The sequence below is a fragment of the Psychroserpens sp. NJDZ02 genome (assembly GCF_004843725.1).
In the GTDB taxonomy this organism is placed as follows: Bacteria; Bacteroidota; Bacteroidia; order Flavobacteriales; family Flavobacteriaceae; genus Olleya.
Genome location: NZ_CP039451.1, coordinates 383,979 through 400,129, shown reverse-complemented (window position 1 = coordinate 400,129; position 16,151 = coordinate 383,979). Strand labels below are relative to the sequence as shown.

Annotated in this window: 14 protein-coding genes; all 14 read right to left on the bottom strand. The window is 30.4% G+C overall.

Features of this window, described 5'->3' with window-relative positions; all coding sequences use genetic code 11:
• Positions 1 to 2: 2 nt before the first annotated feature.
• Positions 3 to 437 carry a hypothetical protein gene (locus tag E9099_RS01890; protein ID WP_136582051.1) on the bottom strand — a complete coding sequence of 145 codons (435 nt, stop codon included), beginning with the start codon at positions 435 to 437 and terminating at the stop codon, positions 3 to 5.
• 225 nt (positions 438 to 662) lie between these two features.
• Positions 663 to 1,727, bottom strand: a complete 1,065-nt coding sequence (locus E9099_RS01885) for a DUF692 family multinuclear iron-containing protein (RefSeq protein WP_168800700.1) — start codon at positions 1,725 to 1,727, stop codon at positions 663 to 665.
• The gene (locus E9099_RS01880) at positions 1,727 to 2,011 is read right to left on the bottom strand and encodes a hypothetical protein (protein ID WP_136582049.1); all 285 of its coding nucleotides are present in this window, start codon (positions 2,009 to 2,011) and stop codon (positions 1,727 to 1,729) included. The genes E9099_RS01885 and E9099_RS01880 overlap by 1 nt, the downstream gene beginning before the upstream one ends.
• A 41-nt stretch (positions 2,012 to 2,052) precedes the next feature.
• On the bottom strand, positions 2,053 to 2,322 hold the full coding sequence (locus E9099_RS01875) for a hypothetical protein (RefSeq protein WP_136582048.1): 270 nt from the start codon (positions 2,320 to 2,322) through the stop codon (positions 2,053 to 2,055).
• Positions 2,323 to 2,724: 402 nt separating this feature from the next.
• A complete protein-coding gene (locus E9099_RS01870) occupies positions 2,725 to 3,864 on the bottom strand; it encodes an erythromycin esterase family protein (protein WP_136582047.1) in 1,140 nt (379 codons plus the stop codon).
• A 724-nt stretch (positions 3,865 to 4,588) separates the two neighbouring features.
• Positions 4,589 to 5,329: a hypothetical protein gene (locus tag E9099_RS01865; RefSeq protein WP_136582046.1), complete on the bottom strand. Its 741-nt coding sequence runs from the start codon at positions 5,327 to 5,329 to the stop codon at positions 4,589 to 4,591.
• 56 nt (positions 5,330 to 5,385) lie between these two features.
• Positions 5,386 to 5,970 carry an SMI1/KNR4 family protein gene (locus E9099_RS01860; protein ID WP_136582045.1) on the bottom strand — a complete coding sequence of 195 codons (585 nt, stop codon included), beginning with the start codon at positions 5,968 to 5,970 and terminating at the stop codon, positions 5,386 to 5,388.
• Between the two features lie 600 nt (positions 5,971 to 6,570).
• The gene (locus tag E9099_RS19110) at positions 6,571 to 8,502 is read right to left on the bottom strand and encodes a hypothetical protein (RefSeq protein ID WP_168800699.1); all 1,932 of its coding nucleotides are present in this window, start codon (positions 8,500 to 8,502) and stop codon (positions 6,571 to 6,573) included.
• Between the two features lie 319 nt (positions 8,503 to 8,821).
• Positions 8,822 to 9,898, bottom strand: coding sequence for a serine hydrolase domain-containing protein (locus tag E9099_RS01850; protein ID WP_136582044.1), 1,077 nt, complete (start codon positions 9,896 to 9,898; stop codon positions 8,822 to 8,824).
• Positions 9,899 to 10,222: 324 nt separating this feature from the next.
• Positions 10,223 to 10,948: a hypothetical protein gene (locus E9099_RS01845; RefSeq protein ID WP_136582043.1), complete on the bottom strand. Its 726-nt coding sequence runs from the start codon at positions 10,946 to 10,948 to the stop codon at positions 10,223 to 10,225.
• Between the two features lie 56 nt (positions 10,949 to 11,004).
• On the bottom strand, positions 11,005 to 11,571 hold the full coding sequence (locus E9099_RS01840) for an SMI1/KNR4 family protein (protein WP_136582042.1): 567 nt from the start codon (positions 11,569 to 11,571) through the stop codon (positions 11,005 to 11,007).
• A 600-nt stretch (positions 11,572 to 12,171) separates the two neighbouring features.
• The gene (locus E9099_RS01835) at positions 12,172 to 13,731 is read right to left on the bottom strand and encodes a hypothetical protein (RefSeq protein WP_136582041.1); all 1,560 of its coding nucleotides are present in this window, start codon (positions 13,729 to 13,731) and stop codon (positions 12,172 to 12,174) included.
• A 313-nt stretch (positions 13,732 to 14,044) separates the two neighbouring features.
• On the bottom strand, positions 14,045 to 14,443 hold the full coding sequence (locus tag E9099_RS01830) for a lipocalin family protein (protein ID WP_136582040.1): 399 nt from the start codon (positions 14,441 to 14,443) through the stop codon (positions 14,045 to 14,047).
• 284 nt (positions 14,444 to 14,727) lie between these two features.
• Positions 14,728 to 15,963 (bottom strand): hypothetical protein, encoded by a 1,236-nt coding sequence (locus E9099_RS01825; RefSeq protein WP_136582039.1) that lies wholly within the window; start codon positions 15,961 to 15,963, stop codon positions 14,728 to 14,730.
• Positions 15,964 to 16,151 lie beyond the last annotated feature (188 nt).

The window sequence follows — 16,151 nt, the reverse complement described above, 5'->3', positions numbered from 1 at the left end:
TTCTATAATGTTGTAAATTGTATGTTGTCCATTTTTTGCACCTCAGTAAAGCTAATTGTGCTATCTGGTTTTAGGTGTATTTTACTCTCCAAGTTTTTAATCAATGTATTGTCAATAGTAATTAAAACATCTTTGCTAATTACTTTGGCTATAAAAAGATAGGTGTGTTTTTCTATATCAAAATCAATTTGCGATTGATTAAGTAGGTTAGTATATTTTGTCTCTAGTTTTAGTTTAATCTTAGATGGAATTTGATTTACATTATCATATCCTAAATTGAGTATCCTTTTGTAAATGGTATCCTCTATGTCTTTGTTTGAAATGGTGTTAACGCTAAAGAATTCGAATAAAAAGTGAACCAAGTTGTCAAACTCAAAAAACGTGAAATTTTTTAAATATGACTTAGTGGCGAGTCCTGTTTTTAGTTTTATTTCCATTAATTGGGGTGAGGTATAAAATGCATAGATAATGCGCGTATTCAATTGGTTTGATTATAAGCAAAACGATGTTGTTTAGTTTGCTGTATTAATAACACCTTGTTCTGTTTTTAGGTTACAAGTTAATTCTTTTTTTGAAAAATGAAAAGGGTAGTTGTAATCAAGAAAGCGTAACTTGGTTTTGGAGGTGTAATTTAAATATTAACCACAAAGAGTGAGATGTTATTACTTATTCCATTTTTTATAAAGCTTAGTGGCTGTTTTCCATAAGTCAGTATCCCATTCTGGATGTGCGTTAGGTTGGTCTAATTGTATGTTTTGGCGTAACGTATTTTGTTGATTTACTAGTTCTAAATCTATTAAAGGTTGGTCTAGATTATGTTTGTTTAATGACCAATGTCTTGGTGTTGTACTAAAATTGGTGTGGTCTATAATGGCTTTTATTTTGTTAAAATCAGCTCTAAAGTCGATACCGTCCTTTTGGTCTTTAAAGGCGTCGCCAATTCGTTCAAAAATTATAAATTCTAACACAGGACAGCGTTGTAGTACTTCTGGCAGTATATTAAGTATAGCTTCTGGGATACAACCATCATGCGTGTCTCTTCTAATAGGTTTGGTTAAGCTGGTATCCTGGTCCCAACTTCCTCCAGAAATATGAATTTCTTTAACTAAATCTAGCGGATATGAAGTAATGATGGTCAGCATATCTATATCAAAATTTTCTGATTGACAATAGATATTATGCAAGTCTAAAATAATAAACCCATTAACCGGTGTTACAAGTTTATTTAGGAATTCGCCTTGTTTTAATATATCTGATGCATTGGAGGCTAACGCTAAGTTTTCGATACCAACATCTAGTTGTACTGTGTTTTGTAGTTTTTTTAAGCGATCTATACCAATATTAAGAATCGTATCAGATAAATCAAAAGGAAGCGGAAAACCATTATGTGCATTTGTAGCACTCATTAGTCCAAAATGTTCAGAGATATGAGTGTAATTATAAGTTAGTGTCTCTTGTTTTGCTTTTTTTAACCAGTTGTCTTGATTGGCGCTCCAATTGGCATCCAAAAGGGAGTAATACACACCATGACCAAGGAGTCTATTATTATCTCCGTATTCTTTTAATACTAGCGGAAGCCATTCTGGTTGATACGTTTTGTCTAGTATAGTATCAAAAGACCACTCGATAACTTCTACTTGAGCAGCTTCAAATAAAGGGAGTACGGCTGCTATAAATTCTGGGTTAGGCATTAGAGATAAGCCTAATTTAGGTTTGTTATTTTTCATTATCCCATACCGCATGCGCGACAAATAAACGCTTCACTTTTATTTCGTTTCTTTAGTTGTCGTTCCTTTTGTTTTGTTAATCGTTTAATCTCTTTTTTTTGTTTTTTTGCTTCTTTTTTTTGTTGTTTGGTAGAGTCTTTAGCGACTACGGTCTGTATTGCGTTAGATGATGTTTCATTATTTGTTTTTACAGTAACACTAGCTGTTTTTGTGCTGTCTACTTGCGCAGAAACACTAAGCGATGTGGTTATAATACTTGCTAGTACAAGGTTTGAAAGTTTCATTTATGTTGTTTTTTTGAAAAATAGTTAATTTGAATTTAGGATTATCCCATCCCACATGCAGGGCATTTACCAAGCCGTTTTATTGGTTTATCTCCATTTGGACGTATAGATGGTCTTGTAATAGAATCTTTTAAAACCATAACAGGTTCAGTTTTAGGTTTTGTAGTAACACTATCCTTTGGTGTTACCACGATATGTTTAATCGAGTCTTGGTGGGCGATAGGTTGTTCTGTTTGTGATTTGTTATTTTCCATACAACCACTAACAGAGGACGCTATAAGACTTGCTAATACTATATTTGAAAGTTTCATAGTAATGTGTTTTAATTACAATATACTTAATTTAAGACTAATTTGTTTTTTGCGGTTATAAGTTAACTGTTTTTTTTGAAACAGGGTAGTGGTTGTTTGTTGTGGTGTTGTGATTTTATTGTTGAATCAAGCTTTGCAAATATCAATCTCAATGTTGGAACGACTCAGAGCGTCGTACTGTGGAAAATATAAGAGCAAACTCAAGAATCAATGCATTAGGGAAAATACCTAATTATTAAAATGAGGGAATACCCTATGGGTAAAAGCAAGTTATGAAAGTATCTTATGAAACATAATCAAAAGAGAAGTATTAGATTGAATAGCTACTATCATTTCTTTTAGTTAGAAAGGCGCACTCCGGCTATTTTAGTCGGAGCGATCTACTCGATTAGCAGCAGTGTTTTATTTCGGATATTTTACTTTTTCTCCTTTTGATATAAAAACTAATGCATCAAAATGTTTGAACCAATTCGTTTTGTTTTCCTCTAGATTAAACATTCCCTCAAATATTTTTTCCGAATATTCTGGGTTTTTGTTAATTATTTGTTTTGAGTCAATAAAATAATTTTTTTCAGTTGAAGGTAAATAGTGAAGTAAGTTTTCAGAGTCTTTACTTGATTTTTCTATCCATTTTTCTTTTCTATAAGGCATATGGATTGATGAAATAGCAATGTGATAAGAAATATTAGGATTCATATTTACAAATTGACCTCCCATAGTTTGGCCTTTCATAAAATCATATTCATATTTTGTCATATGTGCATTGGCTAGCCAAACAATAAACTTTTTTTCAGGCATTGACTTAACCAAAAAGTCTAGGTTTTTTGCCATTTGACTGTCTCTAACGGGTATTCCTTTTTTATTGCTTTTATGAGTTGAATTTATAATAATGTCGCTTCTGTAACTTTTCAAAAATTGAGACCAAAGTTTATCTTTAATTACTGTTTCGTTTTTTATTAGTTTATCAACTTCAGTGATTAAGTATTCTAAATTTGATTTACCAATAACTTTGGTTGCCTTTTTTCTATTTTTTATATAATTTTCAGTTGTTTCGGTAAATTTTTTATCAAAACTAATGGAATTATTTTGTAGAAATTCAGTCAGTTTATTTGTGAAATTATTCCAAGTATAACCAGAGCCCATTTGATTATCAAAACCCCAAATAGTTACATTATGTTCTTTTAAAAATTCGAATAGCTCATTGCATTGAACAGAACGAGACCAAAAAGAGTATAAATTAATTTTATTATGGTCAAAATAAAGCCCAAAAAAATCGCCTTCAAAAGCAATGTCTTTATATCCTTTTTCCAAAACTAAATATTTCACAAATTCAGTTTTAGCTAAAAAATCCGAACCAATGTGATGTTCAGCTTCTCCCAAGAAGATAACTTTTTTATCAATTAAATTTATATCTAAAATGTCCTTAATGTCTTCGGTTAAAAGGTTTTCCATTGAGTTCAATTCATAAATATTCTGTTCAATTTGAGCAAATATAGAGTTGAGTCCAAAGACTGTAAAAATGATGAGGATAATATTTTTCATAAGCACAAATTTGATTGAAAGTCAAAAGACGATATAGTTAATTCTAAAATTGTTAAATATTCTTTAATTATGAAAATTTTAATTAATTGAATTACAGTGTGTTTCTATTTTTACCAACGCGCTTGTCTAAGATTAGTTGCGTGATTTAAGCATTAAAGTTAGCAAATAAATCACAGATAGAAAGTCTGCGAGGCCTTTCGTAAATAGGCTGAAACTAGCAATTAATTTTATAAGGTCTGTGTGCCCAACATGGGCCTCTTTTAGTTTACCTAAAGATAAATAATTAATCTAGAGGGTGCAAGTCTCTTATGAGCAGGAGTAACCCTTCGGCTACGATTAAGACAGGGGTATTGAAACAGTAGTAAGTCGCAAGGGTAGAAAACCGTGACGTTTTATCTGAAGGCTATTTGTGATTGATTAATGAGCAAATACCACTACAAAACGCGAGACTGATACTTCGATTGCTCTCGGCATAGACTAAATTATTCAAAACCACTATTTAAGCACTAGTTGTAGCCTATGCCTAAATTAGAAGATAGTGCCAAGGGTGAAAAGCGCTTTGGTGTGATGATTTACGAACCGCCGTATTTGTTCCTGAGTTGTATTGCTATTAGCAATGGAGACGAAAGGACCAACGCAGTTACGTACGTACGTTGGTGTGAGGGGCGCACTCCGGCTATTTTAGTCGGAGCCGTCTACTCGATTAGCAACTGGGCTTTCCTTTTTAGTGATTTAAATAATTGTATTTTCTAATGTTTTTTTTAATTTCAGTAACATCTTGTAACTTGTAAAGGTCAATATATTTATTCTTATTATTAATAGTTATTAAGGTATCAAGTTGGTAATAATATTCTTCCTCATCAATTCCAAAATTATATTTAATAATTATTTTATTAATAGTTAATGTATTGTTATTATTAATTTTAAAGTAAATATCATAATCTTGTAAATTATCATTGTACACATCAAATTTAGCTAAAGTGTTATTAATTTTTTTAATATCTACTAAGCGTGGCATATTACTAGGGCTGTCTGGTCTTTCAGACTTACCATAATTACAATAAATGTAAAATGTAGATGCCTTTTTGTCTTTTATTTTTTTTAAACTAATAGGATAGGTACTAAATTTATTGGTGCCTGTTTTATAATAACTTAATTCGTTGAAAGATTGAATTACAAAACTTGAAGTTTTGTAATTCATATTAATTTTACTTCCTTTTTCTTGTGCATACTTAATAAACAAAACAGTATCACCTTCTTTTACAGGAAGTGTGTGTATTAATCTTCCATTATATCCGTCATTACGTCTATTGGTTTCTATATTACTATAGTCATATAGAATAGTATCTATAACAATGTTATTTTTTTTGCTTTCTGTGTTTTTTGTAGTCCTTTTACATGAAGCTGTAACCATTAAACAAAATAATACAAATAGTAATCTATTGGTTTTTTTTACAATTGTCATAATCAAATATTATTTTTAAATCATCAGTATATTTTTGACGTTGGCTTAATCCTTTTTTACCACCATTTATATTTTAATAAATCTTCTACTTTCGTGTCCATAAAATTATTAAATATGTCTTTCGATAAACCTTTTGATAAGTTCAGTCCAAAAAAAATTGAATCTCCTCGTATAGATAAAACTTGTTTACTTTCATCTAATATTAAGTATCTATTTCCGCAATAATTAAATATTATAGGTGCTTTTTTTGAATTTATATCATCTATAGATACATTATAAGATTCAAATTCTAAATTTGCATTTCTTTTAATAGTTTCTATATCTTCCGGAAAAGACCTATATAAATCTTGATAAAACGGATATTCTTCATCTTCGCTAAAGTTTTCATTAACTATGGCTAAACCATTCATAACTTTATAAAAATTTTTGAGAGCTTGAGGGAATTTATAACCAAGTTGATTCTCAAAACTTATTATCTCAAGTTTAGTTAATCCTTTTTTCCATTTTAATCCTTTAATTCGTTTTCCACCACATTCACTTGATAAATGTTCAATATTTTTCCATTTTTCTTCACTAAGTTTTTTGATAAGTTCAAAACTCTCAATTGAATCATCTAAAGTAATGAATTCCTTTTTCGTCATTTTTTATTGGAGCTAACGTGTTTGTATATGATTAGTGGCGTGTTTCAGCACCTAATTTAGCAAATAAAAACCGAATAGAAAATCTGCAAAGATTTTCGTAAGCAAGCTAAAACTTGCCATTAATTATATACGGTGTGTGTGCCCAACATGGGCCTCTTTTAATTTACCTAAAGGTAAATAATTAATCTAGAGGGTGCAAGTCTCTTGTGCGCAGGAGTAACCCTTCGGCTACGCTCAAGACAGGGGTATTGAAGCAGTAGTAAGTCGCAAGGGTGAAAACCGTGAGGTTGTATCTGAAGGCCATTTGTAATTGATTGATGAGCAAATACCACTACAAAACGCGATACTGATACTTCGGCTACGCTCGGCATAGACTAAATTATTCAAAACCACTATAGAAGCACAAGTTGTAGCCTATGCCTAAATATGAAGATAGTGCCAAGGGGGAAAAGCCCTTTGGTGTGTTGATTTACGAACCGCAGTATACGTTCCTGAGTTATATTGCTATTAGCAATGGAGACGAAAGGACCAGCTTAGTTATGTAAGCACGGTGGTGTGAGAGGCGCACTCCGGCTATTTTAGTCGGAGCCGTCTACTCGATTAGTGTCCGTTTCTTTTATATACAATTAGTTCATCTTTGTTCCTTTCAGTCAGTTGATTCTGTCCATGAAATTCGATACTGCCATTTGACTTTTCGTAGAAGATATTTTGAAAATCCTTATTCCATACTGTAATTAAGTTTATAGAAGGTATATCGAAAACGAAGAATTCTCCTTCTTCTATAAAAAATGTTTCTCCTGCACTATTGCTTCTATTTTTTAAATATTTTACATTGTCTATTTCTACAATTTCTGGCTTACTTTCAACATTAATAATAGCATCTCCTTTTCTTATTGACATAGAAGATGGTTTCAGTAATGCTATAACCTCATCCTGAGGAATTAATTCAAAACGTTCAAAAGATTTCCTTCTCCATGCTACATATTTCCCATGATGCCCACTTCCAACCATAATCGAGTCATCTGGGGAGAAAGTCAAAGTTGACAAATCAAAATTATGATGTGTATCAGAATATAAAGTTTCCTTATAACCTTTTTTAAAAGTAGGGTGAGCCCAAAGTGTTTTACTTTTGCCTTCAAACTCATAATATTGAGATTTTGTAGAATAGCCGTAAAAAGTTATTGAGTCTTCACTGTTGGATATCTTCCATTGGCTGTTTCCATGACCAACTTTATATTCATGTTTTAAATTGCCGTCAAAATCAAAAATTCGATTGGCACTAATTACCCATTTTTTTGATGGAACCATTTTTTCAAGAACGTATTCAAACTCTTTTTGCTCAACAAATTCACCTTCAATTGAATACTTGATAAGTGTTTTGTGATAAGTTACATAAATATTATTATCTATAAATTTTACATCCTTAAAATTGGAGCTTTGCTTGTGTTTACTTTTTTTTGTTTGTCTTGGAATTTTAAGTTCTATAACTGTACCATTATCGAAAATAAGTAAATTGTTGGCATAGGTAACTTTGTGTTTCTTTTCATATCCTAACGGTATTTCCCAATTAAGTTTATTAAACCCTTGCTGAATCGGAATAGTAATTTCGCTTTTAAGGTTACCAGTTGAATTCAGGATAAAGAGCTTTGAATTATTAATGTATAAGATAATCTCCCCGTTGGTATTCAACAAGACTTGATTTAAATCAACATTTCTGATATCAATTCTGAGGTTTTCAGAGTATCCAGAATTTGGAAGAAAATTCAATCTACTCTCATTAAGATTCGATTTGATTTTAATTGCCTGCTTAAAAGGGTTTTCTAATTCCAAACCGTTAAGTTTCTTTACATCATTTAGGAATTTCTCAAACATTTGGATAACTCTCTTGGGATTCTCCTCTTTATCTATTTTATCTAAATAATATTTATGTGTCTTACTAATTTGGCTGTTTGCAAGTTCATTGTGACCGTAAAAATGCATTAAAAAAGTATATTGTAGCGGAAACTCACGTTTTTCAAATAAAACTTCTGGGTTTGATTTAGAATTTAATTCATCAAGTAGTTTAAAAAGTATAGATTCAATATATTCGTTAATATTGAGAGGTTCAGCTTTTTCTTTACCTGTAATCAATGATTTTGTAACCATTGATTTGAAAGCCTGAGACTTTGATGGAACATAGTATGAAGATGAATCAAAATCACTAATATCTGGAACGATATAAACTTTGATTCCATTTGTTCCAATATTCATTCTTGATTCTTCATCAAATTTTTTTTTATACCACTTTTCATATTCAATATATTTAATGCTACCTGCTATGGAGAAATATATTCTTGGCTCATCACTTTCTTCTATATATTCTAATGTTGATTGCTGTGTTAATAATCTCAATTGATATTCTATTCCATCTGAGATCTTCTTAAATATTTTTTGTGATTTTAAATATTTAAATCCATGTTCTTCTAATTTTGTTAATATAATAGAGGGAACTTTGTTTTGAATTATGTTTTCTAATACTTTCTTTTTTATCATAAGTCTAATGGACACTAACTCGTTATATAATTACTTTTTATTCCTAATATCCCGTAATGCAGTATTACACAAACCTACAACTATTCTTGTTGTTGTGAAATACGTAGAACTACATATGTTTTTTACAACAACCAAGTTACAACAGTTGCTGTAACCTAGTTTACGGTTTAGTAAAGGCTAAAAAAAAGTTTTAATTGTGAGATTGTAGTGTGGGTTATTCTAGCAGTGCTATTTGCTGATTTTGATTAGATGTTTGTTTTTTTTGATACTTTTGCATTGTTGGTAATGTGGGTGAATGCCAAGTTGGCTTTTGTTCCGTTTAGTTTTTCGCAGCCAATTCTGCTATTTCTCTTGTAATCTTGGTTGGCGAATTACAAAGGCAATTTGATAACGCAATTACATAAATATCTAAATCAGGGAAATAAACACCCATTGATTTGAATCCGAAAATCGCACCTCCGTGTTCAAAAGTTTTATCGTTGTTTATGTTTTTAATATGCCATCCATAACCATAGTTAGTATGCTCTCCGTTATTCAATGTATAGTTCGTAAATGCTTTCTCAGTTATTTCTTTACTAACTAAAAGATGATTTTTTATTGCTTCTTGCCACTTAAACATATCATCAACTGTAGACATCAATGAACCTGCAGAATACGATAAAGTAAGACTAAAATTCATTCTGTTAGTATAACTATCGCTCATTTGGTAGCCGGAAGCTCTATTTTTAATTACCTTTCTCTGACTTGCATATTGCGAGGCTTTCATTTCTAGTTTTTTAAAAATTTGTTCCTCAACAAATTCACCATAAGACTGTCCAGTTATTTTTTCAATGATTTGGCCTAATATTACGTATCCTGAATTATTATACTTGAATTTTTCTCCAGGAACAAAATCGACAGGCTCGTTTTTAGAAAAATCAATTAATTCTGTAGGAGTCAGGTCTTTTTGTGAAATTGCATTTAGACCTTTGATCTTAGTATAATCTTTAATTCCTGAAGTATGATTCAACAAGTGATGTATTGTTATTTTATTTCCATTTGTAGGATAATCAGGAATATACTTTGTTATTTCGTCATCCAAATTCAGTTTACCTTTTTCCTTAAGCATTAAAATGGATATTGCAGTAAACTGTTTTGTTATAGAACCTATTTTGAAAACATTGTCTGTTTTCATAGGAACATTCAACTCTAGATTTGCAAGACCAAATGCTTTTTTATAAATAACATTTCCGTTTTTGGAAATCAAGTATGTTGCTCCTGGTCCATTGTCTGGATATTTTGCCTGTAATAAACTGTCAATTTTTGTTAAATCTTGTGCGTAGCCTATTGATTGAAAATTAAGAGATAAGACTGTAATTATTGCTAATAGATACTTTATGTAAATTGGTTTTTTCATTGTTTCTAAATGTTATTTGTTCGTTGGACGACAAATCATACAGTTTCGTTACAAAAAAAATGAAGTATTGAACTTATTGACTGAAGTTCTTGTATTCTGGGAGTTATCTTTTTAATGCTGTAAAACGGTTACGTATAAGAATAGTGCGGGTTTGTATGCGAGGATTTTCCGAAGGAAAATCAGATGTTACAAACACGCAACGACCTTTGACTAAGCACTAAACCGTAATTGTTTTTATATTACGTGCGGTGGTGTGAGAGGCGCACTCCGGCTATTTTAGTCGGAGCCGTCTACTCGATTAGTAACTGGGCTTTTTTAGTGATTTCAATAATTGTTTTTTCTAAAATTTTTTTCCTTTTGAGTAACTTTTTTTAGCTTATATATGTCAATATACTTGTTCTTATTATTAATATTTATTAAGGTATCTAATTGACAATAAAATTTTTGTTCTTCATTCCTAAAGTTATATTTAATAATTACTTTATTAATAGTTAATGTATTGTTGTTATTGATTTTAAAGAAAATATCATAATCTTTTAAATTATTATTATCTACATCAAATTTAGCTAAAGTGTCATTAATTTTTTTAATGTTTACTAAACTTGACATATTACTAGGTCCAGCTGGTCTTTCAGACTCACCTAAGTTACTATAAATGTATAATGTAGATACCTTTTTTGTCTTTTTATTTTTAATACTAATAGGATATGTACTAAATTTATTGGTGCCTGTTTTATAATAATTTAAAACATTTAAAGTTTCAATTTCAAATTTTGAAGCTTTATTAGCTATTGTAATTTTACTATTACCTAAGGTGTCTGTACGAAACAAAACAGTATCATTTTTTTTTACAGGAAGTGTATTTATTAATCTTCCATTATATCTTTCGTTAAGCCTATTTGTTTCTATATTACTATAGTCATAGACAATAGTATCTATGACTATAGTGCTGCTTTCCTCTTTGTTTTTTCTAGGCCTATTACAAGAACTTATAATAATTAAAAAAAATAATACTAATAGTGTACTACTGGTTTTTTTCACAATTGTCATAATCAAATATTATTTTTAAATCATCAGTATATTTTTGACGTTGGCTTAATCCTTTTTTACCACCATTTATATTTTAATAAATCTTCTACTTTCGTGTCCATAAAATTATTAAATATGTCTTTCGATAAACCTTTTGATAAGTTCAGTCCAAAAAAAATTGAATCTCCTCGTATAGATAAAACTTGTTTACTATCATCTAATATTAAGTATCTATTTCCGCAATAATTAAATATCATAGGTGCTTTTTTTGAATTTATATCATCTATAGATACATTATAAGATTCAAATTCTAAATTTGCATTTCTTTTAATAGTTTCTATATCTTCCGGAAAAGACCTATATAAATCTTGATAAAAGGGATATTCTCCATCTTCGCTAAAGTTTTCATTAACTATGGCTAAACCATTCATAACTTTATAAAAATTTTTGAGAGCTTGAGGAAATTTATAACCAAGTTGATTCTCAAAACTTATTATCTCAAGTTTAGTTAATCCTTTAATTCGTTTTCCTCCACATTCACTTGATAAATGTTCAATATTTTTCCATTTTTCTTCACTAAGTATTTTGATAAGTTCAAAACTCTCAATTGAATCATCTAAATTAATGAATTCCTTTTTCGTCATTTTTTATTGGAGCTAACGTGTTTGTATATGATTAGTGGCGTGTTTCAGCACCTAATTTAGCAAATACAAACCGAATAGAAAATCTGCAAAGATTTTCGTAAGCAAGCTAAAACTTGCCATTAATTTTATAAGGTCTGTGTGGCCAACATGGGCCTCTTTTAGTTTACCTAAAGATAAATAATTAATCTAGAGGGTGCAAGTCTCTTATGAGCAGGAGTAACCCTTCGGCTACGATTAAGACAGGGGTATTGAAACAGTAGTAAGTCGCAAGGGTAGAAAACCGTGACGTTTTATCTGAAGGCTATTTGTGATTGATTAATGAGCAAATACCACTACAAAACGCGAGACTGATACTTCGGCTGCGCTCGGCATAGACTCAATTCTTTAAAATCACTGTTGAAGCACAAGTTGTAGCCTATGTCTAAATTAGAAGATAGTGTCTGGGTGAAAAGCGCTTTGGTGTGATGATTTATGAACCGCTGTATACGTTTCTGAGTTGTATTGCTATTAGCAATAGAGACGAAAGGACCAACGTAGTTACGTACGTGCGGTGGTGTGAGAGGCGCACTCGGGCTATTTTAGTCGAAGCCGTCTACTCGATTAGCTGCCGTTTTTATTCCTTTCTAAAAAAGTTCCTGGACTTAAATCCGTTCGCAATTTTTCAAGTTGTTCAGGTGTAAATCTATCATCATCAATTCTATATATTTCGTCAAATATTTCTTGAAAGGTCATATCTAGATTTTTTTGATTTAAATAATAGTCAAACTCTTCCAAACTTAAAGTTAGATAATCTGAAAAGTGAGATAATATTTCTGGATTTTTCGAAACAATAATATATTTAAAATTTGAAGGTATTCCATATTTCGAATGATTAATTAAAATATGTTTTCTTCTTTTAGCTACTTTTCTTTCCCATTCCTTTTGAAGATATGATAGTCTTTTTCTTGTTGGTTGATAATCGTGAAAATAAACATCTAAAGGTAGTGAATGGTTTTTAGCTTCAATTAGTATAAAATCATTTTTTGAATTTTTTATGATTAAATCAATATCTCCTATTTGGTTTTTTCCTTGATATAAGTCTAATTCTCTCGCAACCTCTTTAAAGTCATGCTTTTTTGATACTTCAACAATTTTATCAAGGAAGGTTGATGCATATTTATCTTTGTATTGTTCTTTTGATTCAAAGCCCTCAAGCAATGTATAATGAAGGTTAATAAATAAACTGTCAAGTAATAATTCAGGACTAATTAAATACTTATCTCCAAAATCAAATATTGGTTGTCGTGCGACTTGATTATATCTTAATTCATTTGCATTATATAAGTTTATATCGAAAGTTAATTTGTTAAGAATTTTTTTAATATTATCTCCGAAGTTAGAGTAGAGTTTGTTCTTATCAATGAATAGTGAATTGGCAAAATTAACAATAGTTCCAAGTGCATTTACATCTATCTTATCTTCATCAATATTAACGAAGTTGCTCTCATTACTATTTATTTGTTCCGTGATTGTATTAATTATAAAATCGATTAGCATAATAAATGTCTTGAGTTCGATATTTAGCTCATTTTTAAATAAATCAGAATAAGGTTGATATTCCTTTTCAAAATTCTTTAATAAATCATCTTTTAATTGCAAGTTTTGTTTATGGAATTCATTATCTCGGTCGATGCGCAGATTATATTCAAAGAATTTTTTTGTTCTAGGATTATTGAGTACTTCTCCAAAATCCATTCGTAAGTATCTGTCTCTTTCTCCATAAACTTTAAGATTTTCTGACATTGTAATGAAAGTCAAATTTTCATAATTGGAATTAATCTCAAAAGTTCGTTTAGTAAGTGATTGTACAATTTCAGAATTGATACTAATATCTTTAAGATTTATTGGTGTAGCTACATCAATTGCATTAACATAAAAAATTTGAATTAAATATTTATAAGCATCATTTAAGTGGTTATTGTATATTAATACCATATTTAATTCACTGTCTGGTATGTCTTGAGTTTGAGGAATTAATCTTATAACATGTAAATAGTGTAAATAATAAAATAGTTCGCCAATACCTCCGTTTTTTGAGGATTCGATTGTTGATTGAATTTTTTTTGATATTTCAAACTCAATTTTGTTTTTAGCTCTTTCGTGTGGGGTTTTATCGTTCATTAATTAATTCGGAGCAATTTTTGTTAAATGGCAGCTAACTCGTTATAAAATCACTTTTATTCCAGATATCCCGCAAATAGGATAGGTTAGGGTGACTTTTTATTCGTAATATCTAACAACGCGGTATTACACAAACCTACAACTATTCTTGTTGTTGTGAAATACGTAGAACTACGTATATTTTTTACAAAGCCAAGTTACAATAGTTGCTATAATCTAGTTTACGGTTTTCCGTAAAGGCAAAAAAAAAGGGGTTTTAGTAGTGAGATTATAGCAACTTTTGCTCAGTAAATGCTATTTGATTTTAGCGTAGTTATAAACGCTCATATTTTTCTACGCAGGCCTCTATGCATGGAAAGTAAACCATAAGGGTGTTTTGTTCCAATTGAAAATCCAAAGTAATATTTTGACATTGGTCGACGCTAATTTCACCATCTGTGGTGTAGGTTCCTGAAGTTGGACTTGTTGTTTGGCTTGCTACGATACACATATCTGTATTACTGCTAACGGTTCCGTCTGCGTCAAAAGTTAACGTTTTACTGCTTGTTACGGATGTAAAGTCACCACTACCATCTCCTGGGTCCATATAAACATGTGTTAATTGCCATGTTCCGACAACGGTTGTTTCTGATGTTGGCGTGTTGGAGTCATCGTCGTTATCGCAACTAACCAAGGTCAATGCTGCAATTAATAATAAGGTTATCGTTTTCATAATGCTGGTTTATTAAGAAGATACATATGATTACAAAAGGTTGCGTGTTTTTATTGATATTTCTAAGGGGCTTGTTATTTGTTTGTAAGTAAACACCTTTTTTTTTACTCGTAATTTGATTGTTTTTTTAGAGATAATTATTTCAAAAAAATTACTGAAACAAATGGTTGTTTAATTTCCGCATAAGCGATATAATTATTGCGATTGTTTAGGTTTTTAGTGACCTCTTAAATAATGATAGACACTTGTAAATTACATGGTGTTTTAGATACTATTTGTAGCTGTTATTGCGCTTTTAACTGTTGCTTAATAGTGTTATACATCTCATTATATTCTGTATACAGAAAAGGGGTGTTTTCAATACTTGCATATTTATTAAGAATAGCCATTAGTGTTTCTGCTTTTTTATTTTCTTTATCAATTATAAGGGTATTGATTTTATATAATATATTAAATCGGTAGAGCTCTAAATAACTATGTTGATCGACACTATTTAGATTAATATATTGGGTTAGCTCTAGTACGTTTGATATTTGTATTAGGTAGTCGTTAAAATCTTGAGCTTGGTTATTTGTTGCTTCTAGTTTGTCTACTAAAGCATTTTTTGTACTATGATTTTCTAAACCTAATCTGCTTGAGTTATCAAATCCTTTGGAAAAGTAAACCGCTTTATTAAAATTGTTTTGTTTTAAAATACTTAATAATAAGCGTTCTCCTCTTAGTAAGTATCCTTTGTAAGTCGTTTTAGGTGACCAAGTTAAACGGTTAATTTTTATTGGGTTTTCTTCTCGTTTTATAAAGTCTAAACTATCTAATTGACTGTCTGGTATGTCAAATACTACATTGTGATTTTTTTTCAAGAACAAAGGATACCATGTTGTGTTTAATAAACTACTGTCTACTATGGAGATGTCCTTCCTGAAATTTTTTACTGTTTGAAGATAGTATATAGGAAAGAGCGTCATGTCTCCGGAGACAAACAGGATAGCGTCCGTATTGCAAGCCATTAAGGTTTGTTTAAGGACTTCTAATCTATATTTACTAAAACCACCTCTCTTTTTACCCTCTTTAAAAGCCCAAACTGCTGAATCTTTTTTTTGTTCGTACAAATATTTTAACCCCATTGATCCCCATTCTGCAGTTATTTTAGAATAGGGATCTAAGACTATTAGCTCTCCTTTGTATTGGGGAGATAACTGGTTGACTTTTTCAAATTGAGCACTTGTTTTAATTAGTAAGTCTAAATCCATTCCTGTAATACCTCTGCCATCTTTGGCATTAATACGACTGTAAGTGTAGCCTAAAAAGTAATTAGCTTCCGGATGGTTTGGCTGCAGCAATACAGCTTTTTCTAGCAAGTTAACGACTTGGTTATAGTTTGCTTTGTCATACGCTTCCCTGTCTAAACTGTTTATGTTATTAAATTCTTTTTTAGAGTCGTCCAAAAGGGTTTGGAAATTAGTTTGGCTTTGTGCGACCGTTATTGAAAAGTATAGAATAATTAAGGCTATTTTTTTCATATTAATTTGCTGTGATGTAAAATGTTAAGTTGTAATTTTAAAATATGAACCTCTAAGATCGGTTAATTTTGGTTAAGGTTAAAATCTAAAAACCGTTTTAAGGTTGGTTTATTATGTTTTCAAAGATGTGTTTTTATTTGTGAAAGTGCTACCCTTTTTAATAGTTATTTATTCTTCTCAAGAACAGT